Source organism: Pseudomonas frederiksbergensis (assembly GCF_001874645.1).
GTDB lineage: Bacteria > Pseudomonadota > Gammaproteobacteria > Pseudomonadales > Pseudomonadaceae > Aquipseudomonas > Aquipseudomonas frederiksbergensis_B.
In genome coordinates, this window is the sequence record NZ_CP017886.1 from 4,884,144 (window position 1) to 4,902,813 (window position 18,670).

18 protein-coding genes and 3 tRNA genes are annotated in these 18,670 nt (G+C 57.8%); 12 read left to right on the forward strand and 9 right to left on the reverse strand.

What is annotated here, in order from left to right:
- Nucleotides 1-9: 9 nt before the first annotated feature.
- On the forward strand, nucleotides 10-669 hold the full coding sequence (locus tag BLL42_RS23420) for a c-type cytochrome (protein WP_071554610.1): 660 nt from the start codon (nucleotides 10-12) through the stop codon (nucleotides 667-669).
- A gap of 112 nt (nucleotides 670-781) precedes the next feature.
- Here BLL42_RS23420 and BLL42_RS23425 read toward each other — a convergent pair whose 3' ends face one another.
- From BLL42_RS23425 to BLL42_RS23440, 4 genes are all read right to left on the reverse strand, one after another.
- Nucleotides 782-1,486, reverse strand: a complete 705-nt coding sequence (locus tag BLL42_RS23425; RefSeq protein WP_071554612.1) for a VIT1/CCC1 transporter family protein — start codon at nucleotides 1,484-1,486, stop codon at nucleotides 782-784.
- 78 nt (nucleotides 1,487-1,564) lie between these two features.
- Nucleotides 1,565-2,530, reverse strand: a complete 966-nt coding sequence (locus BLL42_RS23430; protein WP_071554614.1) for an FAD:protein FMN transferase — start codon at nucleotides 2,528-2,530, stop codon at nucleotides 1,565-1,567.
- Nucleotides 2,520-4,742: a PepSY domain-containing protein gene (locus tag BLL42_RS23435; RefSeq protein ID WP_071554616.1), complete on the reverse strand. Its 2,223-nt coding sequence runs from the start codon at nucleotides 4,740-4,742 to the stop codon at nucleotides 2,520-2,522. The genes BLL42_RS23430 and BLL42_RS23435 overlap by 11 nt, the downstream gene beginning before the upstream one ends.
- A gap of 25 nt (nucleotides 4,743-4,767) precedes the next feature.
- Nucleotides 4,768-5,238 carry a DUF2271 domain-containing protein gene (locus BLL42_RS23440; RefSeq protein WP_071554618.1) on the reverse strand — a complete coding sequence of 157 codons (471 nt, stop codon included), beginning with the start codon at nucleotides 5,236-5,238 and terminating at the stop codon, nucleotides 4,768-4,770.
- Between the two features lie 133 nt (nucleotides 5,239-5,371).
- Here BLL42_RS23440 and BLL42_RS23445 point away from each other — a divergent pair, with 133 nt between their 5' ends.
- From BLL42_RS23445 to BLL42_RS23455, 3 genes are all read left to right on the forward strand, one after another.
- Entirely contained in the window at nucleotides 5,372-6,031 is a 660-nt protein-coding gene (locus BLL42_RS23445) for a response regulator (protein ID WP_071554620.1), read from the forward strand.
- A complete protein-coding gene (locus BLL42_RS23450; protein ID WP_071554622.1) occupies nucleotides 6,028-7,359 on the forward strand; it encodes a sensor histidine kinase in 1,332 nt (443 codons plus the stop codon). Before BLL42_RS23445 ends, BLL42_RS23450 begins: the two co-directional genes overlap by 4 nt.
- A gap of 143 nt (nucleotides 7,360-7,502) precedes the next feature.
- Nucleotides 7,503-8,012 (forward strand): DUF1993 domain-containing protein, encoded by a 510-nt coding sequence (locus BLL42_RS23455; RefSeq protein ID WP_071554623.1) that lies wholly within the window; start codon nucleotides 7,503-7,505, stop codon nucleotides 8,010-8,012.
- A 196-nt stretch (nucleotides 8,013-8,208) separates the two neighbouring features.
- Here the strand turns inward: BLL42_RS23455 and sstT are convergent, their stop codons facing one another.
- Nucleotides 8,209-9,441, reverse strand: coding sequence for a serine/threonine transporter SstT (gene sstT / locus BLL42_RS23460; RefSeq protein ID WP_071554625.1), 1,233 nt, complete (start codon nucleotides 9,439-9,441; stop codon nucleotides 8,209-8,211).
- Nucleotides 9,442-9,766: 325 nt separating this feature from the next.
- On the opposite strand from sstT, the gene BLL42_RS23465 reads away from it, so the two are divergent.
- Complete coding sequence (locus tag BLL42_RS23465; RefSeq protein WP_071554627.1) at nucleotides 9,767-10,921, forward strand: MFS transporter; 1,155 nt, start codon at nucleotides 9,767-9,769, stop codon at nucleotides 10,919-10,921.
- 4 nt (nucleotides 10,922-10,925) lie between these two features.
- Here the strand turns inward: BLL42_RS23465 and nhaR are convergent, their stop codons facing one another.
- Nucleotides 10,926-11,825: a transcriptional activator NhaR gene (gene nhaR / locus BLL42_RS23470; RefSeq protein WP_071554629.1), complete on the reverse strand. Its 900-nt coding sequence runs from the start codon at nucleotides 11,823-11,825 to the stop codon at nucleotides 10,926-10,928.
- Between the two features lie 135 nt (nucleotides 11,826-11,960).
- Between nhaR and BLL42_RS23475 the strand changes: the two genes are divergently transcribed.
- Nucleotides 11,961-12,215, forward strand: coding sequence for a hypothetical protein (locus tag BLL42_RS23475; RefSeq protein WP_071554631.1), 255 nt, complete (start codon nucleotides 11,961-11,963; stop codon nucleotides 12,213-12,215).
- A 29-nt stretch (nucleotides 12,216-12,244) separates the two neighbouring features.
- Complete coding sequence (locus tag BLL42_RS23480) at nucleotides 12,245-13,000, forward strand: TerC family protein (protein ID WP_071554633.1); 756 nt, start codon at nucleotides 12,245-12,247, stop codon at nucleotides 12,998-13,000.
- Nucleotides 13,001-13,085: 85 nt separating this feature from the next.
- Here the strand turns inward: BLL42_RS23480 and BLL42_RS30235 are convergent, their stop codons facing one another.
- A complete protein-coding gene (locus tag BLL42_RS30235) occupies nucleotides 13,086-13,256 on the reverse strand; it encodes a hypothetical protein (RefSeq protein ID WP_167368546.1) in 171 nt (56 codons plus the stop codon).
- A gap of 212 nt (nucleotides 13,257-13,468) precedes the next feature.
- Here BLL42_RS30235 and BLL42_RS23485 point away from each other — a divergent pair, with 212 nt between their 5' ends.
- Nucleotides 13,469-14,143 carry a peptidase C39 family protein gene (locus BLL42_RS23485; protein ID WP_167368547.1) on the forward strand — a complete coding sequence of 225 codons (675 nt, stop codon included), beginning with the start codon at nucleotides 13,469-13,471 and terminating at the stop codon, nucleotides 14,141-14,143.
- A gap of 82 nt (nucleotides 14,144-14,225) precedes the next feature.
- Here BLL42_RS23485 and pbpG read toward each other — a convergent pair whose 3' ends face one another.
- Both pbpG and folD read right to left on the reverse strand, forming a co-directional pair.
- Nucleotides 14,226-15,167: a D-alanyl-D-alanine endopeptidase gene (gene pbpG / locus BLL42_RS23490; RefSeq protein WP_071554637.1), complete on the reverse strand. Its 942-nt coding sequence runs from the start codon at nucleotides 15,165-15,167 to the stop codon at nucleotides 14,226-14,228.
- A 260-nt stretch (nucleotides 15,168-15,427) separates the two neighbouring features.
- Nucleotides 15,428-16,282 carry a bifunctional methylenetetrahydrofolate dehydrogenase/methenyltetrahydrofolate cyclohydrolase FolD gene (gene folD / locus BLL42_RS23495; RefSeq protein WP_071554639.1) on the reverse strand — a complete coding sequence of 285 codons (855 nt, stop codon included), beginning with the start codon at nucleotides 16,280-16,282 and terminating at the stop codon, nucleotides 15,428-15,430.
- Between the two features lie 280 nt (nucleotides 16,283-16,562).
- On the opposite strand from folD, the gene BLL42_RS23500 reads away from it, so the two are divergent.
- The 4 genes from BLL42_RS23500 (at nucleotide 16,563) to tig (ending at nucleotide 18,661) form a co-directional block, all read left to right on the forward strand.
- A tRNA-Arg gene (locus BLL42_RS23500) sits at nucleotides 16,563-16,639 on the forward strand.
- 40 nt (nucleotides 16,640-16,679) lie between these two features.
- Nucleotides 16,680-16,755: transfer RNA gene (locus BLL42_RS23505), tRNA-His, on the forward strand.
- 56 nt (nucleotides 16,756-16,811) lie between these two features.
- A tRNA-Leu gene (locus tag BLL42_RS23510) sits at nucleotides 16,812-16,896 on the forward strand.
- 454 nt (nucleotides 16,897-17,350) lie between these two features.
- The gene (tig, locus tag BLL42_RS23515) at nucleotides 17,351-18,661 is read left to right on the forward strand and encodes a trigger factor (protein ID WP_071554641.1); all 1,311 of its coding nucleotides are present in this window, start codon (nucleotides 17,351-17,353) and stop codon (nucleotides 18,659-18,661) included.
- Nucleotides 18,662-18,670 lie beyond the last annotated feature (9 nt).

An 18,670-nucleotide genomic window follows, 5' to 3' on the forward strand; every position in this document is an offset into this window, starting at 1 on the left:
GCGTAGACCATGGCAGCAATGGGCACGAAGAGTTCTTCCAATCGATCACGTTTTTTTCTTGCCCTCTGCGTGGTTGCGCTCACGGGTTGTACAGGTACGAACGAGGAGGCATCGGATAAAACCTCGCCCATGTCCGGTATCGCCATGGCGGACAAGGTTTGCTCCATGTGCCATGGCCTGACGGGGGAGTCCGTCTCGCCGATGTTTCCCAAGTTGGCCGGCCAGCAAAAAGAGTACCTGAAGTTGCAACTGACTGACTTCAAGGGCCATGCACGCAGCGATAAAACCGGGACTCAGTACATGTGGGGATTTACCCATTTGACAGAGACCCAGATTGGTGAACTGGCGGACTACTTTTCAAGTCAGAGCCCCATGAAGGCTGACGCCGATACGCCGGATGCGCGCGGCGAATTGATCTTTCGCAAGGGCTTGCCTGAGTTGGGCGTCGTTCAGTGCAGTTCCTGCCATGGTGCTGAGGGTCAGGGCAATGGTCAGTTTCCGCGCCTGGCGGGTCAACATGCTTACTATATGATCCGCCAGCTCAAGGTTTTCCAGCAGACCGACCAGCGGCCTCGTGGCGCTCTGATGAAGCAGGTTACTCATTCACTGTCTGATGCAGATGCCGCCTCTGTCGCTCATTACATTGCGACACTCGGGGCAAAAGAATAAGGGCCTTCGCGCAACGTTTACCGAGTCGATGTTCATGATGGTTTTATCAATCAGCGCTTTCGGCGTACTCGTTCCTTCATGGACACAGGTGTGAAAGCGCGATTTTGTTTTTTCAACCTACCGCAGCACCCAATGAAATACCTACTGCCGCGGTGATAGCCATCGCCAGCGCGCCCCACAGCGTTACCCGCCATGCCCCGATCAGAAGATTGGCGCCGCCCGCCTTGGCGGCAGTGCCTCCCAAAGCGCCCAGAAATACCAGTGACATGCCGGATATCCACGCAATCACACTTTGAGCTGGTGCGAGGATGGTCACGCCCAGCGGTAATGCGGCGCCCACAATAAAGCTGGCCGCCGAGGACATTGCCGCCTGCAGCGGTTTTGCGCTGAGTGCATCGGAAATACCCAGCTCGTCGCGCGCATGTGATCCCAGTGCGTCGTGTGCCATGAGCTGCGTGGCGACTTTACTGGCCAGCTCAGGTTCAACGCCGCGATCCACGTAGATGGCCGCCAACTCCCGATGCTCGGCAGCCGGCGCCGTCTCAAGCTCTGTTTGTTCGCGCAAAAGATCAGCCCGTTCAGTATCGGCCTGGGAATGCACGGAAACGTATTCTCCCGCCGCCATCGACATTGCACCTGCTACCAGCCCGGCAACACCCGTGACCAGTAACGTGCTGTGGGTGGCATTGGCGGCGGCGACACCGATCAACAGACTGGCGGTCGATACAATGCCGTCGTTGGCACCCAATACCGAGGCCCGAAGCCAACCGATCCGCTCATGCTTATGGGATTCAGCGTGTCTGCGAAAGAACTTCATCGTTGAAACCTGCTCACGGTCGTTGAATCAATGCCGATCAAAAAGCGCCCGAACAAATGACCCGGTGGCCGGGTCGTTTCAGCGAGCTTCAATCTGCGCCTGGAGGCATCCTGCAACAACCGATATTTCCCTGAACTGTTCGCCATCATGTACCACGAACAATGCGTCCATGCCACGCTCCTGCGCCAGTTCGGGACCGGCTGTTTCTCCCAGGACCATGAACGCGGTGGCCCATGCGTCAGCGAGCATGCAGGTGGCGGCAACTACGGTCACTGCCGCGAGTGAATTGGACAGGGGCGCTCCGAGAGCAGGATCCATCGTATGCGAGTAGTGCCGACCGGCCACCTCGATCCAGTGTCGATAGTCTCCGGACGTGGCAATCGCCGCATCGCAAATCTCCATCACCCCCATGACTTCACGAATGCCGCGGCGGGGTCTTTCAATGGCGACGACCCAGGACTCTCCATCCGGCTTGACCCCGCGCGCACGCATTTCGCCATCGATCCCCACCAGGTAGTTCGTTATCCCCCAGCCATCGAGGCAGCGTGCCATTTCATCCACCGCGAAACCTTTGGCGATGCCCGAAAGATCAAGGGTGGTTGCCGAGCGTTTACGGGCCAGGTTGCGCTGTGGATCAATCTCCAGCGCTTGAGTGGCTGGCGTGCGCACCTGGCGATCTGATGCACGGATGTGTTCTGCGGTGGGGTGTTGTTCGTCGGGTCCAAAACCCCAGGCATTGACCAGATCACCCACGGCGATATCAAACGCACCATTGGATTGGCGGCTCACACGCAGCGCCGTTGCCAGGACAGTGGCCAGTTCCTCGGGTATGGGCAGCCATTGCTGTTCAGGTGCCGCATTGAGACGGTTGAGCGCGGATTGGGCCTTCCACGTCGACATTTGTTGATCCACTGTGTCGACAGCTGCAAACAGGCTCTTGTTGATGGCGTCCTCATCCACCGGCGGCTCGGCGTAAAACAACGCACTGTAACGGGTGCCCATGGTCTCCCCGCTCAGGCTATAACGCTGGGTTTCAGTAGACATCTTCACGGTAGCGTCCTTGTGCTTTGAGCGTCAGCACGTTCAAGTCGAGAGGGGCCAGCACTTCATCCAGGGCGTTCATCACGCCTTTGGCCATCTCGCGACTCCCGCACACCAATACGTGGGCACCTTTTTCAATCAAGCGGCGTAGTGCCAGGGCGTCGGCGATGAGGCGGTCCTGCACATAGCTGCGTTCATGCGCCTGGGAGAAGGCGGCGCGCAACCGGGTGAGGCGCTGATCCGCCAGATAGCGGTTGAGTTCGGGTTCATAGAGAAAGTCGGACGCCGGGTGACGTCCGCCCCAGTACAAGTGCATGGGGTGCCTGGCTTTGTTGTTGCGGATAAAACCGGCTAAAGGGCCGATCCCCGTACCGGCACCGATGAGAATCACCGGCTCTTTTCCAGAGCCAGGACGAAACTCGGGGTTGGGTTGTATGAAGGCCTCAATCTGTCCTCCCACCGGCACGTCATGAAGGAATCCGGAACACACGCCGTCTGCATGTTTACGCACGCAGATTTCCAGAACGCCGTCATCTGATCCGCTGGCCAGTGAGTAGTAGCGCGGTACCCCGCAGCCGGGCGGCAGCACCCCAACCAGATCTCCGGCTTCGAACCGGGGCAGGCCGTTACCCTTGTGTATACCTTTGAACCTGCCCGGCGCGCGGGACGTTGCGACTGCCTTGAAACGTAGAATCTGGGTGGGCGCGTTCACATGCTCGCCGTATTGTGTGCGATCCATCAACGCCAAGGTCGTGGTCTCAGGCAGACGTGGGGTGTGTACCAGCGTCAGTTCATGACCCATCAACTGGCCAACAGTGGAGCCCCAGCGTTTGAACGCCTGGGGGGATTGGCGATTGATGGTTTCAAGTTCCAGCAGCTGCGACCAACCTGATGCAAGCAGCGCCGCCTGAACGTCTTTGGCAAACTGACAAAATGTCGGAAACTGCCGATCGCCAAATCCTAGTACAGCGAAACCCAGATCAGGCTTTACGCGGGCATTCGCCAGTCGCTTCAAGAACTGTGAGGCAGAGGCGGGCGCGTGACCTTCACCGGTTGTGGCCGTCAGGATGAACAGCCGTTGCGCGCTACGATACTCCACCGCGAGCTGGTTCATGGTTGCGCTATGGACCCGGTGGCCGGTCTGGTGCAAAGCCTCATGCAAGGTCTTTGCAAATCCCCATGTGCTGTTGCTTTCGCTCCCGACCAGAATCACCGTGTCAGCATTTTGCGCGCCACTGTTGTGAGCGATTTTCGGCAGCGACTGTCGACGCCACCACAGCAGCGCCCCGGTGACGCTCATCAACGGCACGCTGAGTGCGCAAACGCCGAGGAGCAGGCCCAGCCACCAGAGGCTTTCGCCGGTATGCAATTGGTAGATGACCTCGTAAGCAGTACGCATGCGGTCGTGGGGCAAGTAAGACAACAGCGCTCCGCTGGCGGGGTCGACATAACCGTCGCCCTGCGCGGTACGCAATGAAAAGAAATCTTCAGGATCACCGACGCTGGGGTAGACCAGTTCGCGCAGGTCGTTCAGGTCAGTCGCCAGAAGCGCTGGCAAGGTCGCGATCGGTGCTGCCGGGCCACTGCTGATCGTGCTCGGAAATACCGGCTCGCGTTGCATCCCGTCCGAAATCAGGCTGAAGGTGGTGGCCGACATGTACATCCCGGTCAACGCGGACAACAGTAAGCCCAGAATTGCGAAACGCCCCACTTCAGCGTGCCAGCGCTGATTAAAGCTCCCGCGCAGTGGCCGCATCACGCGTCGCCAGCCGCCCAGGCGCTTTGCCAGCAGCGCAGCCCCGGAAATCGACAATATCAATATGAACAGGGCGCCGATGCCTGATGCCGCATGCCCGGGCGTGCCTGACAGTAATGACCTGTGCAGGTCTTTTACCCAGCGGGAGAACGCGGAGGGCGTATAGCTTGCAACACCTGCTCCGGTCAGCGGGTCGACGCGTTCGGCGCCGGGCTGGCCGTCCCGAGTGAAATACACGATGAATGAACCCGAGGGAGTGCGCTGGATTTTTTCTACCCCAGGGTAGTGGTTCGCCACTCGACCGGCCAACTCGGCAACGTTCACCTGACCGGATGCAGGTATTGTCGCGTTCAGTCTTTCCAGAGCCGGATTGATCGACAGGATCGCACCGCTGATCGCCAGCAGCATGACCAGCAGGGCCGCGACAAGACCGGGCAGTGAGTGAAACTGGCGTAGCATGGTCAGCCTCCAAGGGGTGCCGGTGTCACATGTCGTAGCTAAAGGACTTGATGTAGCCGCTGCCGGTCGAAGGTTTACCCGCGCCTTGGGTGGTCAATGGCACGGCAACATCGGAGCGGGCCTCACGTTGGTTCTCGACAGCACTGTCGACGCGGATCTGATAGCCGGCATCAATCAGCGTGTCTGCCAGTTCAACGCTCACTTTCAGGGTGCGCCCGCTACCGACGCTGGCACCGCTGACCCCGTCAAATTCGCTGGGATTCAAGCCGCTGCCGCGGGCCCAATCGGGCAAATGCCTGTAGTACTTGGCCTTTCTGCCGGCCACCCACAGGGTTTTTTGGTATTTGCCATTGGCGTCGGTCACATAAAACGCCAGATACGCATCATTGCCGTCGTAATTTTTCAGCTGGGTGGTCAGGGTGATCTCTCGCGCCTGGACCAAACCCGGCAGCGCAATGGCAGTGGTGAGACAAACCGCAGCGGTCAGCTTTTTCATGGTGGATTTCCCGTTCAAGCGTTGTGGCGCAATCCTGCGCCTGTAAGCTGACAGCAACCTGAAGGATGATTCAGGCCTTTGTCAGGTTCGCCAGCCAATGTGTTGTACGACGAACCATCACAGGAGGGTTGCAATGCGGGTTTTATTGGTTGAGGACGCTGTGGGGCTCGGCGAGGCGGTACGTGAGCAACTCGCGGATGACGGCCACGCGGTGGACTGGGTGCAGCGCCTCGATCACGCTCAGACCAGTGTGCGAATGACGCGTTATGACCTGATCTTGCTCGACCTGATGCTGCCGGACGGACGAGGGCTGGATTTTTTGCGCAAGCAACGCGGGGCAGGGGATATCACGCCAGTGATCATTCTCACGGCTCGCGACCAGATATCCGATCGTATCGATGGCTTGAATGCGGGGGCCGACGACTATCTGGTCAAGCCCTTTGATCTCTTCGAATTGTCCGCCCGAGTCGCGGCTGTGGCGCGGCGATACAGTGGTAATCCCAATCCGCACATCAAAGTTGGAGAGTTGCAGATCGACATGACGGCTCGCACGGTTCTGCGCGCCGGCATGACAGTGGACTTGACTGCTCGCGAGTGGGCATTGTTCGAAGCTTTTATCCAGCGCCCTGGTGCGTTGTTATCCAAACCCCAGCTGGAAGATCGCCTGTATGCATTTGGCGCCGAAATTGAAAGCAACACCATCGAGGTCTATATCAGCCGTCTGCGCAAGAAACTGGGCCGCGAGATGATTGAGACTGTCCGTGGGATGGGCTACCGGTTGATGCCGGTATGAAGCCGGCCTCAAGTCTGCAAAAGCGCCTGGGGCTGGGGCTGACGCTGGGCATGACCCTGCTCTGGCTGGGGGCGACCGTAGGCGCCTGGGTCGTGGTGCAACACGAATTGAACGAGGTCTTCGACAGTGCACTGGAGGAGACGGCACAGCGAATTCTGCCCTTGGCCGTGCTCGAAATCGGCAACCGTGATGAGCCTCGCCAGGCTCGACATATTGCGCCGCTCAAAGTCCGCAAGGAATACCTGACGTACCTGGTCCGGGGTGCCAAGGGCGAGATACTGATGCAATCTCATGATGCCGACCCGAGCATTTTCAATCCGCTGCCGGTGGAGGGCTTCACGACCACTTCCAGGTATCGCTTGTATGGGGCCAGTGCTTTGCGCGAAGGTGTTTTTATCGAGATGGCCGAGCCCTTGGCCCATCGACGCGAAGCCGCGCAGGAGGCCTTGTTCGCGTTGCTCCTGCCGATACTGGCACTGATTCCGATCAGTTTGTTGGGCACCTGGTTGTTCGTGCATGTCAGCCTGCGTAGCGTTCGGGCTTACCGCCGAGCAATCGAGACGCGCGGGGTGGGTGACTTGTCCCCGATCAAGGTGGACCGACTGCCTGCGGAAATCGACCCGTTGGCCGAGGCGGTCAACCATCTGATGGAGCGATTGCGCAAGGCACTGGAGGCCGAACGCAGTTTTACGGCCAACAGTGCCCATGAGTTGCGCACCCCGTTGGCAGCGACGCTGGCACACATCCAGCGGTTACGCCGCGAGGCGCCTGAGGGTCCGCTTCAAGTGCGTGCAGCCAAGATCGAGACCTCTCTTCAAGCGCTGACGCGACTCTCGGAAAAACTGATGCAACTGGCCAAGGCTGAAGGCGGCGGGCTTTTGTCCGAAGCGCCGCAAGACCTCGTCCCGGTACTGGCGCATGTAGTGGATGAGTGCAATCACGCGGCCGGTCAGCGGGTTCATGTGGTCCTGCCTGCAGCGCGAAGCGTGCTGTCGGCGATTGATCCTGATGCTTTTGCCATTCTTGTGCGCAACCTGATCGAGAATGCGATGAAGCACGGCGCGCCGGATCGGCCTATTGAGGTAAGCCTTTCCAGTCAGGCACTTCTGAGGGTGGTCAATGCCGGTCCGGTGGTGCCTGAACCGATATTGAGACGCCTGACCGAGCGCTTCGTGCGAGGTGAAAGCGGTGCACAGGGTTCGGGGCTTGGCTTGGCCATCGCGCTGACGATTGCCCAAGGCGTCAACGCGACGATAGCACTCGTGTCTCCGGCGACGGGCAAACAAGACGGCTTTGAAGTCATCGTGCAGTTTGTGCTTGGGCGATAATGGCAGGTCCTCGGGGGAACGGATGCGCCTGCCGGTTGGTTGACGGTTGCGGGATCAAAGACACGCCGCATGGCGCTTCAGGCAGGGCTATAATCGCGCCGCGTTTCACTCCTTTCACAGCACCGCCACCTGACGAGACTGCCATGACTATTTCTCTGTACGCTGCTTCTGTTCCGGTCTTCAAGCAAATGCTCAACGCGTTGAGCGATGTTCTGAACAAGGCCGAAGCTCACGCTACGGCAAAAAACATCGACCCGAATGCCTTCCTGCAAGCGCGTCTGTACCCGGACATGTTCCCGCTGGTGCGCCAGGTGCAGATCGCCGTTGATTTCGCCAAAGGCGTTTCTGCCCGTCTGGCCGAAGTCGAGCTGCCGAAGTACGACGATACCGAAGTGACCTTCGCCGAGCTGCAAGCACTGATCACCAAGGTGCTGTCCTTCATTGACGGCATCAAGCCTGAACACATCAATGGCAAGGAAGGTATCGAGATCGTTACCCGTCCAGGCACCCCGAAAGAAAAACGCTTCAGTGGCCAGGCTTACCTGCTGACCTACGGCCTGCCGCAGTTCTTCTTCCACGTCACCACCGCCTACGCGATCCTGCGTCACAACGGTGTTGAAGTCGGCAAGCGCGATTACATGGGCGCGTTCTAAACCCGCCAGCGACAAAAAAGCCCGCCACGGTGTGAACCTTGGCGGGCTTTTGTTTTTGTATTGCTCTGTCTATTGCCAAGATCGCAGCCTGCGGCAGCTCCTACACAGGAATCGTGCCCCTGTAGGAGCTGCCGCAGGCTGCGATCTTTTGATCTTTTGATCTTTTGATCTTTTGATCTTTTGATCTTCGCCTTAGTTACGCCAAACGCTGAGCCTTCTCGTCTTCACCCAAACAGGCCGCAGCGGTGAACAGCACGTCGGTGGAGGAGTTCAGCGCGGTTTCGGCCGAGTCCTGCAGCACGCCGATGATGAACCCGACGGCCACTACTTGCATGGCGATCTCGCTCGGAATGCCAAACAGGCTGCACGCCAGCGGAATCAACAGCAGTGAGCCACCGGCCACACCCGAAGCGCCGCAGGCACAGATCGCCGCAACCACGCTGAGCAGCACGGCCGTCGGGATGTCCACGGCAATCCCCAGCGTGTGCACGGCCGCGAGGGTCAGCACAGTGATGGTGATCGCCGCACCGGCCATGTTGATGGTCGCGCCCAGCGGTATCGATACCGAGTAGGTGTCTTCATGCAGGCCCAAACGCTTGCTCAGTTCCAGGTTGACCGGAATATTCGCCGCCGAACTGCGGGTGAAGAACGCGGTGATTCCGCTTTCCCGCAGACAGGTCAGCACCAGCGGGTAAGGGTTGCGGCGCAGTTTCCAGAACACGATGGCCGGGTTCATCACCAACGCCACGAACAGCATGCAACCCAGCAGTACCGCTAGCAGGTGCAGGTAGCCGATCAGCGCGCTGAAACCCGAGGTGGCCAGCGTGGAGGCGACCAGGCCGAAGATCCCCAGCGGAGCAAAACGAATCACCAGGCGCACGATCACGGTGACGCCATTGGACAGGTCACCGAGCACGGTGCGGGTCGTTTCGCCGGCATGGCGGATGGCGACGCCCATGCCGATCGCCCAGGCCAGAATGCCGATGAAATTGGCATTCATCAGTGCGCTGACCGGGTTTTCGACCACGCTCAGCAGCAGACTTTGCAGGACCTCCGTGATCCCGCCGGGAGCGCTGATCGCCACGTCGTGGGTGGACAGCACCAGGCTTGAAGGGAACAGCGTGCTGGCCACCACTGCAACCACCGCAGCGGCAAAGGTGCCCAGCAGATACAGGAACAGAATCGGTTTGATGTGGGTTTCCTGGCCGTGCTTGTGGTTGGCAATCGAGGCCATCACCAGCACGAACACCAGAATCGGTGCGACGGCTTTTAGTGCAGAGACAAACACTTTGCCGATGAACGCGGTGGACTTCGCCACGTCGGGTGCGAACAGCGCCAGGGCAATACCGGCGATCAGGCCAATAACGATTTGCGTGACCAGGCTGGTGTGTTTGAGTCTTTGCAAAAGAGCAGGCGGAACAGCAGTCATAGCGGTATCTCTGATTTTTTTAAGGTGCTGTGAATCGAGAAACCCGGTCAGCAAAAAACGGGCAGACTGACCGGGCAAGAGCACATTGCGTCATCAACATCAGCGGGTGAGCAAGGTTGGGTTTTTTTGCGGGCGCGGACTTTATCACAGCGTAGGCGCGATCCTTCAGACCTGTGACGATCTGCGACCCGAGTGTTTAAGCGGATATGTCAGGTTCGTGCCAGCGCTGTCGGACACACTCTGTTAAGCTTCGCCATCCTCTTTTTCATCTCCCCTCAGTGAGCCCTTGGGCTGTCGCTGGCGTTGTCGTTTTCTGGAGTTACCCATGCTGTTGCCCATCCTGTTGTTGTCAGCCGCCGGTTTCACCGTGCTGACCACAGAATTCATCATTGTCGGTCTGTTGCCGTCGATTGCTCGCGATCTCGACGTCAGCGTTTCCCAGGCGGGACTGCTGGTGACCTTGTTCGCGTTTACCGTTGCCGCCTTCGGACCATTCCTGACTGCGTATTTCGCGCGCTTTGAACGTCGGCGTCTGTTTATCAGCGTGCTGATCATGTTCGGGCTGGCGAATACCCTGGCGGCCATGGCACCGAACATCGGTGTGATGGCCGTGGCGCGGCTGATACCGGCGCTGGGTCTGCCAGTGTTCTGGGCGCTGGCCAGTGAAACGGCGGTGGACATCGTCGGGCCGGACTACGCCGGGCGGGCGATTGCCAAGATCGGTTTCGGGATTGTCTGCGCAACCGTGTTCGGGATCCCGGTCGGTACGTTGATTTCCGATGCGTTCGGCTGGCGCACGGCTTTCGGCATTCTCGCGGTGATTGCCTTTGCCAAGGCGCTGCTGCTGTTTATCTACTTGCCGAAAACCAACCTGCACAACCAGCAGGTAAGCTTCCGTTCGCAGTTCAAGATTCTGCGCAGCCCACTGATGCAAGGGCATGTGCTGTTGTCGATTCTGGTCTTCAGCGGAATGTTTACCGCTTACACCTACCTGGCCGACATCCTTGAGCGACTGGCCGGTTTCAACGGCACGGTGGTCGGCTGGTGCCTGATGGGCTTTGGTGCGGTCGGGCTGATCGGCAACTCGCTGGGTGGACGGATGGTCGATCGCCATCCGTTGATCGCGTCGATGGTGTTCTGTGGCTTCATGATCGGCGGCATGGTGGCATTGGTGCCGAGTATCCATTCGACGCTGGGGTTGGCAGCGGCAATGGGTATCTGGGGCGTGACTCAGGCCGCGTTATTCCTGGTCAGTCACGTGCGCTTGATGAAAGCCGCCCCGCAGGCGCCAGCCTTTGCCGCGTCGTTGAATATCGCCGGGGCCAATCTGGGGATTGGCTTGGGGGCGATGGTCGGTGGGCACGTGATCGACACCTTGGGCCTTGGCAGTCTGGGGTTTGCGGCGGCCGGTTTTATCCTGGTGTCGATTGTACTGGCGCTGTTGCTGATGAAGGTCAAAGCCCCGGCCGTCTGCGCCTGAGGCATTAAAGCGCAGTAAACAGCTCGCGTCGGGCACCTTCGGCAATGGCGACAATGCCGGGGTGCTTGACCTTGCGCTCCACCGAGATCGCGTAAAACGACTCGGTCACTGCATCGGTCTGCCCGATCAACTCGACGCCGTACTGGCGTCTCACCTCATCGGCAATCACGCTTGGGCCGATGAAGATCCCGCTGCCGGATTTGCCGAACGCCTGCATCAAGGCACTGTCATCAAACTCACCGACGATACGCGGCTGAATCTGCTGTTCGGCAAACCAGCGCTGCAAGCGGCTGCGCACCACGGTTTCCTGACCTGGAATCAGTAGGGGCGCGCCGTGCAGGCAACGCGGGAAGTCTGTGCCATAGCGTTGTGCCAACTCGGTCGTGGCGAAAAAGCTGATGCCGCATTCACCGAGTTTCTGGCTGTAACCCTTGATGTCCAGGTGCGACGGCATCGGGCTGTCGGAGATCACCAGGTCCAGCCGCTGAATGGCCAGATCGGCCAGCAAGCGCTCCAGCTTATCCTCGCGACAGGTGATGCGTAGCGGCTCAGTCAATTCCATGGTCGGTGCGATCAGGCGATAGACGATGGATTTGGGCACCACGTCGGCGACACCCACTCGAAACAGAATCTGCTGCTCGTTGGGCTGCGCCCGGAGCATTGCCTCCAGTTCGCCACCCAACTGAAACATTTGCTCGGCGTAGGGCAGCGTCTGCCGTCCGGCCTCGGTTAGCTCAAGTTGCCGGCCAACCCGCTGAAACAACTCTATCCCATAGGTTTGTTCGAGCAGACTGATCTGCCCGCTGATGGTCTGCGGGGTCAGGTTCAATTGCTCGCAGGCGCGCACGATGCTGCCGGTTTTGGCCACGACCCAGAAGTAATGCAATTGCCGGTAATTGAGCATGTGTGATGCCGATTCGTAAAAACCGAAGTATAGCTGCTAAAAATACGAATTTTCCTGAAGTGTTTGCCTCCTTAGAATGCCTCGCTATCGACGGGCCACTCCCTTGGCCAAGTCCGTTCTATCGAGGAATACATGATGAAACTCAACTCCCTGGCTGCCGTTTCGTTGCTGGCCTTCTCTGCACTGGTGCTGACGGGCTGTGACCAGGCCGAGAAAAGCGCTCAGCAATTGATGGGTAAAGCGGCCGAAACCGCCAGGCAGGCGATCGACGATACGCATAAGGCGGCGGAACAAGCGCTGAGCGACGCCACCGGGAACATCGTCGGCAACAAGGAAAAAACCGCTGACGATGACAGCGAGAAAACACCAGGCACGTCGCAGGAAATCTAATCCGTCTAACATCGAGTCAGGACTGACCCATGGACTATCTTTTACAACTTGCAGCAAGCCCTACAGCCTGGGTCGCCCTGGCTACATTGATCGTGATGGAAATCGTGCTTGGCATCGACAACCTGATCTTCATCTCGATCCTGACCAACAAACTGCCTGTGCAGCACCGAGCCAAAGCGCGTCGTATTGGTATCAGCATGGCTTTGTTCCTGCGTCTGGGCTTGCTGAGCACCATTGCGTTCATCGTGCAGTTGACCGAGCCGGTGATCGAACTGTTCAACCACGCGTTCTCGTGGAAAGACATGATCCTGATCGCGGGTGGTCTGTTCCTGTTGTGGAAGGCGACCACTGAAATCCATCACAGCATGGATCCGTCGCCAGAGGAACCGAAGTCGCAGACGTCCGGCGTGACATTGGGTTTTGCCGCAGCAATCGGTCAGATTCTGATGCTCGACCTGGTGTTCTCCATCGACAGCATTGTTACCGCTGTCGGCATGACCGAGCATTTACCGATCATGATCATCGCGGTGCTGGTGTCGGTGATGGTGATGTTGTTGGCGGCTGAGCCTCTGGCCAAGTTCATCAACGACAACCCGACGGTGGTGATGCTGGCTCTGGGCTTCCTGATCATGATCGGCATGACGCTGATTGCCGAAGGTTTTGGCGCCCACGTACCGAAGGGCTACATCTATGCGGCCATGGCGTTCTCGGCAACGATAGAAGGGCTGAACATGTTGTCACGGCGGGCTCGGGAGAAGCGGATCGCTGCTGAAGCTGAAGCATAAGAGGTAAGGCAACAACTGGACGGTCGTCTGCGCTCGAAAGCGTGCAGACGACCGTTTTACTTTGTGGGGATTAAAATCGAACCGATCAGTACGCTGTGGCGTGGCGTCGGGCAGGTTTCCCGGTTTTGGCGGGGGCCGCGGAATGAACATGGGAATGATAGTGTCTGCGGGTAATGCGCAATACGCCCCACAGCATGGCTGCCGCAACGGCCAGCCAGCCACAGATCAGCATCAGGATTATCATCGTCAGGCTCATCAGTGCCTCCTCTTTGCCCTGCTTCGGGCACACACTCTGTGCAAGGGTCAGTCTAGTCGCTGATGTGTTGCAGGCAATTGACCAATAGTCGTGAGTCACCAACCCGTTCGCTCTATCAGCTGCACGCGACTGCCGTTAAAGGCTATACCGCTGCTATGATCATGGGCGAAGCCGGGAGACCGATTACCTGGCACCTGAACAAGTGAGTGATGATGTTGCCGGTACTTTCCCGATCCCGCTTCGCCTTGCTGGCCGCGGCCTGTGTCTTGAGCCTGGCCGGTTGTGCCGGGAGCGTGCAACCTGACATTCAGCGTTTGCCTGAGCGCGTCGAACTCAGTGGTATGCCGTTTTACCGTGGCGAAGCCTACCAAAGCGGGCCGCAATCCCTGGCGAGCATGCTTTCCCAGCAAGGCATCGTGATTACCCCGGGGCTGCTCGACAAGCCGCTGCATTTACCGGGCGCCGAGGCGCAGTTGCAGCAGAATATGCAGAACCTGGCGCGTGAATACGGGATGGTCGTGTATCCGCTGGACAGCAATCTGCCGGCGTTGTTGACCCAGGTCGCGGCGGGTTACCCGGTGTTGCTGCGCTTCAGTGAGGGCTCGGCATTCTGGAAAGAGCCGAGGTACGCGATTCTCGCCGGCTACAACCGTCACAAGCAGACGGTGCTGCTGCGTTCCGGAATGGACCGCCGCTTGTTGATGAGCTTCAAATCGTTTGAGTCTGCCTTCCAAAACGCGGGCGGTTGGGCAGTGCTGATTCAGGGGCCGACCCAGATTCCGGCCAAGGTTGACCCGCAGCGCTGGCTCAAAGCCGCTGATGATCTGGCCCGGGCTGGACAGGAGCAGGCGGCAACCAAGGCGACCAAGGCATTGGCTACTCATTAATCGAGCCGAATAAAAACGGCGCCTTGAGGCGCCGTTATCGATAAAGGTCCCCGACTCATGTCGCGGGCCTTTTTTCGTGCGCTTATTTGCCGGTCTGCGCCATGCCGCTACCTTGACGATGTTGCAGATTTTTCTCGGCTTTGTATTGCAGGGCAACACTCGGCGCGGAAGTGCTCTTGCCGGTTTCAACCCATTGACGAATCCGTGCGGCGTCCGCGAAGTGGGTGTATTTGCCGAAAGCATCGAGAATCACCAGCGAAACCGGGCGATTACCCATGCTCGTCACCAATACCAGGCAGTGGCCAGCCTGGTTGGTAAAGCCGGTCTTGGTCAGCTTGATGTCCCAATTGGCCTTGTTGATCAGGTGGTCGGTGTTGTGAAAACCCAAGGAATAGTTGGGCCTGCGGAACGTCACGGTTTTTTCCTTGGTAGTGCTCAGTTGGCTCAGCATCGGGTACTTGCGTGCAGCCTGGAGCAATTTGCTCAGGTCGCGGGCCGTGGAAACGTTGTGGACTGACAGGCCGGTCGGTTCGACGTAATGGGTGCTGGTCATGCCCAGCGCTTTGGCCTTGGCGTTCATTGCCGCGATAAAGGCCGCGTAGCCGCCAGGATAGTGGTGGGCCAGGCTCGCGGCGGCACGATTTTCCGAGGACATGAGTGCAATCTGCAGCATTTCCCTGCGCGACAGTTCGCTATTGAGTTTGACCCGGGAAAATACACCTTTCATTTCCGGGGTGTCGCTGATCGATACGGAAATGTATTCGTCCATATTCTGCTTGGCGTCCAGCACGATCAGCCCGGTCATCAATTTGGTCACCGAGGCGATCGGCACGATCACGTCCGGGTTGCTGGCATAGATGACTTTGTCGGTTTGCAGATCGATCAGCATCGCGCTGCCGGAAGCGATGCGCAGATGTGAGTTGTCTCGGGGCGCTGCGGTGGTTTCACGAGCATCGACGTTCGACGTGATGACACTGCCTGAAAAAGCAAAAAGAAGACTCAGGATGGAAAGACGGATTTTCACGCGAGTAGACTCGATAAATGTGGGTATACCGTTTTGCAACGGGCTGTTTCCAGAAAAGCGTTACATTTTATGAGCGTAGTTGAGGAACTGTCGAATGTTCTTCGAGGGGCAGATCAAACCCCTTCTTTTCGTCTAAAAAACGGGGGTTTACGACGAGCTGACGTTGTATGGCGGTTTGGGCGATGTTCGATGTGATGCCTTAAACAAGGAACCCCGCCAATTGGCGGGGTTCCTTGTTTGACCTCAGGGGAAATCTACACTCAGCCGTGCAGGGTTTCCGCAGCGTACAGTGTGTTTTCCAGCAGGCAGGCGCGAGTCATCGGGCCGACACCGCCGGGTACTGGAGTAATCCATCCAGCACGGGGCAGGGCGGTTTCATAAACCACATCGCCTACCAGCTTGCCATCTTCCTGGCGGTTGATGCCGACGTCGATGACGATGGCACCCTCCTTGATCCACTCACCTTTAACCAGGCCAGGTTTGCCGGCGGCGACTACAACCAGATCAGCGCGACCGACGTGGCCGGCCAGATCCTTGGTGAAGCGGTGGGTGACGGTCACGGTGCAACCGGCCAGCAGCAATTCCATCGCCATTGGACGACCGACGATATTGGAAGCGCCGACAACGACTGCATCCATCCCATACAGATCGGCACCTGTGCTTTCCAGTAAGGTCATGATGCCTTTAGGGGTGCAGGGGCGCAGCAAGGGGATGCGTTGTGCCAGGCGGCCGACGTTATAAGGATGGAAACCATCCACGTCTTTGTCCGGACGAATGCGCTCCAGCAGTTTGGAGGCGTCAAGGTGCTCAGGCAGAGGAAGCTGCAGCAGCACGCCGTCGATGTTCGGGTCGTCATTAAGACGGTCGATCAGCTCGGTCAGGGCTTGCTGGGTGGTGTCGGAGGGCAGGTCATAGGCTTGGGAAAGGAAGCCGACCTCTTCACAGTCTTTACGCTTGTGCGAGACATAAACCTGAGAGGCGGGATCGCTGCCGACCAGAATCACCGCGAGGCCTGGCGTGCGCAGACCTTGCTGGCGACGCTCGGTGACACGTTTGGCGATCTGCTGGCGCAGGCTGGCGGCGATCGATTTGCCGTCGATTAGTTGTGCAGTCATTGCGCGTGATTAACCATCGAGAGGGGGAAGAAAAGAGAACGCATTCTCGCATGCCAGAACGTGAGGGCAAAGGCGCTTGGTCTGCAAATTCCCCTAAGCCCTTTAATTAAATGAATTTTTTTCAAAAAAGTGTTGACGACCTTCAGGCTCACCTATAACATTCGTCGCACTTGTCGGGCACAGCCTAGCACTGGTTAAGAAGGTCGAGCAGAATTGTTGTTTGATTCAGCAAGACTGAAAGCACTTAGTTTGTAATCGTCCAAGAATACAGATTAACAAGGCGCCCGTAGCTCAGCTGGATAGAGCATCCGCCTTCTAAGCGGATGGTCGCAGGTTCGAGTCCTGCCGGGTGCGCCATTAGGCAGCTTTGGCACAAGTAACGCAACATGGCAATATGGTGGGCGTAGCTCAGTTGGTAGAGCACGGGATTGTGACTCCCGTTGTCGAGGGTTCGATCCCCTTCGTCCACCCCATATTTAGAAAGGCGCCAGATTAATAATCTGGCGCCTTTGCTTTAAAAGCTTGATACGCGGATGTGGTGGAATTGGTAGACACACTGGATTTAGGTTCCAGCGCCGCAAGGTGTGAGAGTTCGAGTCTCTCCGTCCGCACCAGTTAAGTAGCTATTTAATAGCAGAAGACGGCGCAGAACCTGAAAGGGTCTGCGCCGTTTTTGTTTCAGTCGGCCGTGGTTTACGATTCGGCTGCGGACTTTGTGCTGGCAGGGTGCTCGGTTCATCGGCAACGTGTTTCTCTCGATAATGTGTTTCTCGATGCTGCCCGATTTGCCCGTCGGTCTCCTTGTGAGACCGGCAGTCAGGGATGTGACTGCTGATTCTTTCTTGCTTATATATAGAAGGCATAGAGGGGTTGGCGCAGAGCCCTGGCGTGATTCGCTGTATTTGCTCCCATGGCGAGGCTCAACCGCTTGTCCCCGCCGATAAATTGCCTGCTGCTTTTTTACCCGTTTTCAGTAGGGTGACTTCTTGAGTTTGACCCACTAGAATGCATGCCCTTGATTCTGGGGTCGGAAACGGCCGGCTAACGTCTGTGCAACGAGGAATATCCATGCAAGTTTCTGTTGAAAATACTTCTGCTCTTGAGCGCCGCATGAGCATCACCGTGCCAGCTGAGCGCATTGAGACTCAAGTCAACAAGCGTCTGCAGCAGACTGCCCAAAAGGCCAAGATTGCAGGCTTCCGTCCTGGCAAAGTGCCAATGAGTGAAATCAAGCGTCGCTTTGGCGCTGATGCACGTCAGGAAGCTGTAGGCGATGTGATCCAGTCTTCCTTCTACGAAGCTGTTGTTGAGCAAAAGCTGAACCCAGCTGGCGCTCCTTCGATTGAGCCTAAGTCGATCGAAGCTGGCAAAGATCTGGAATACGTTGCGATTTTCGAAGTGTTTCCGGAGTTCACCGTTGCCGGTTTCGAATCCATCGCTGTCGAGCGCCTGAGCGCTGACGTGGCGGACGCCGATCTGGACAAAATGCTGGAAATCCTGCGCAAGCAGAACGTTCGTTTTGAAATTGCCGATCGTGCAGCTCAGAACGAAGACCAACTGAACATCGATTTCATTGGCAAGGTTGACGGTGAAGTGTTCGCCGGTGGTTCCGCCAAGGGCACTCAGCTGGTTCTGGGTTCCGGCCGCATGATCCCTGGCTTCGAAGAAGGCCTGGTTGGCGCTAAAGCGGGCGAAGAGCGCGTTCTGAACCTGACCTTCCCTGAGAACTATCAGAACCTCGACCTGGCTAACAAGGCAGCCGAGTTCACCGTCACTGTTAACACTGTTTCCGAGCCGAAACTGCCTGAGCTGACCGAAGAATTCTTCGCTCAGTTCGGTATTAAAGAGTCTGGTATCGACGGTTTCCGCACCGAAGTTCGTAAGAACATGGAGCGCGAGCTGCGTCAGGCGATCAAATCCAAGGTCAAGAATCAGGTAATGGACGGTCTGCTGGCCGCCAACCCGATCGAAGTGCCTAAGGCTCTGCTGTCCAACGAGGTTGATCGTCTGCGCGTTCAGGCTGTTCAGCAGTTCGGTGGCAACATCAAGCCTGATCAACTGCCGGCCGAGCTGTTCGAAGAACAAGCCAAGCGTCGCGTAGTGCTGGGTCTGGTGGTGGCTGAAGTGGTCAAGCAATACGACCTCAAGCCTGACGAAACCCGCGTTCGCGAGCTGATTCAGGAAATGGCTTCGGCGTATCAGGAGCCTGAGCAGGTTGTGTCCTGGTACTACAAGAACGACCAGCAACTGAACGAAGTCCGTTCGGTTGTGCTGGAAGAGCAAGTTGTGGATACTGTTCTGCAGAAAGCTAGCGTGACCGACAAATCGGTCTCTTACGAAGAAGCGGTCAAGCCGGTAGAAGCTCCACAAGCCGACTGATTGTTTTTG

Excerpts from the sequence above, each read along its gene's own strand:
- BLL42_RS23420 (WP_071554610.1), top strand. The coding sequence starts at position 10 with ATGGCAGCAATGGGCACGAAGAGTTCTTCCAATCGATCACGTTTTTTT.
- BLL42_RS23425 (WP_071554612.1), bottom strand. The coding sequence starts at position 1,486 with ATGAAGTTCTTTCGCAGACACGCTGAATCCCATAAGCATGAGCGGATC.
- BLL42_RS23430 (WP_071554614.1), bottom strand. The coding sequence starts at position 2,530 with ATGTCTACTGAAACCCAGCGTTATAGCCTGAGCGGGGAGACCATGGGC.
- BLL42_RS23435 (WP_071554616.1), bottom strand. The coding sequence starts at position 4,742 with ATGCTACGCCAGTTTCACTCACTGCCCGGTCTTGTCGCGGCCCTGCTG.
- BLL42_RS23440 (WP_071554618.1), bottom strand. The coding sequence starts at position 5,238 with ATGAAAAAGCTGACCGCTGCGGTTTGTCTCACCACTGCCATTGCGCTG.
- BLL42_RS23445 (WP_071554620.1), top strand. The coding sequence starts at position 5,372 with ATGCGGGTTTTATTGGTTGAGGACGCTGTGGGGCTCGGCGAGGCGGTA.
- BLL42_RS23450 (WP_071554622.1), top strand. The coding sequence starts at position 6,028 with ATGAAGCCGGCCTCAAGTCTGCAAAAGCGCCTGGGGCTGGGGCTGACG.
- BLL42_RS23455 (WP_071554623.1), top strand. The coding sequence starts at position 7,503 with ATGACTATTTCTCTGTACGCTGCTTCTGTTCCGGTCTTCAAGCAAATG.
- sstT (WP_071554625.1), bottom strand. The coding sequence starts at position 9,441 with ATGACTGCTGTTCCGCCTGCTCTTTTGCAAAGACTCAAACACACCAGC.
- BLL42_RS23465 (WP_071554627.1), top strand. The coding sequence starts at position 9,767 with ATGCTGTTGCCCATCCTGTTGTTGTCAGCCGCCGGTTTCACCGTGCTG.
- nhaR (WP_071554629.1), bottom strand. The coding sequence starts at position 11,825 with ATGCTCAATTACCGGCAATTGCATTACTTCTGGGTCGTGGCCAAAACC.
- BLL42_RS23475 (WP_071554631.1), top strand. The coding sequence starts at position 11,961 with ATGAAACTCAACTCCCTGGCTGCCGTTTCGTTGCTGGCCTTCTCTGCA.
- BLL42_RS23480 (WP_071554633.1), top strand. The coding sequence starts at position 12,245 with ATGGACTATCTTTTACAACTTGCAGCAAGCCCTACAGCCTGGGTCGCC.
- BLL42_RS30235 (WP_167368546.1), bottom strand. The coding sequence starts at position 13,256 with ATGAGCCTGACGATGATAATCCTGATGCTGATCTGTGGCTGGCTGGCC.
- BLL42_RS23485 (WP_167368547.1), top strand. The coding sequence starts at position 13,469 with ATGTTGCCGGTACTTTCCCGATCCCGCTTCGCCTTGCTGGCCGCGGCC.
- folD (WP_071554639.1), bottom strand. The coding sequence starts at position 16,282 with ATGACTGCACAACTAATCGACGGCAAATCGATCGCCGCCAGCCTGCGC.
- tig (WP_071554641.1), top strand. The coding sequence starts at position 17,351 with ATGCAAGTTTCTGTTGAAAATACTTCTGCTCTTGAGCGCCGCATGAGC.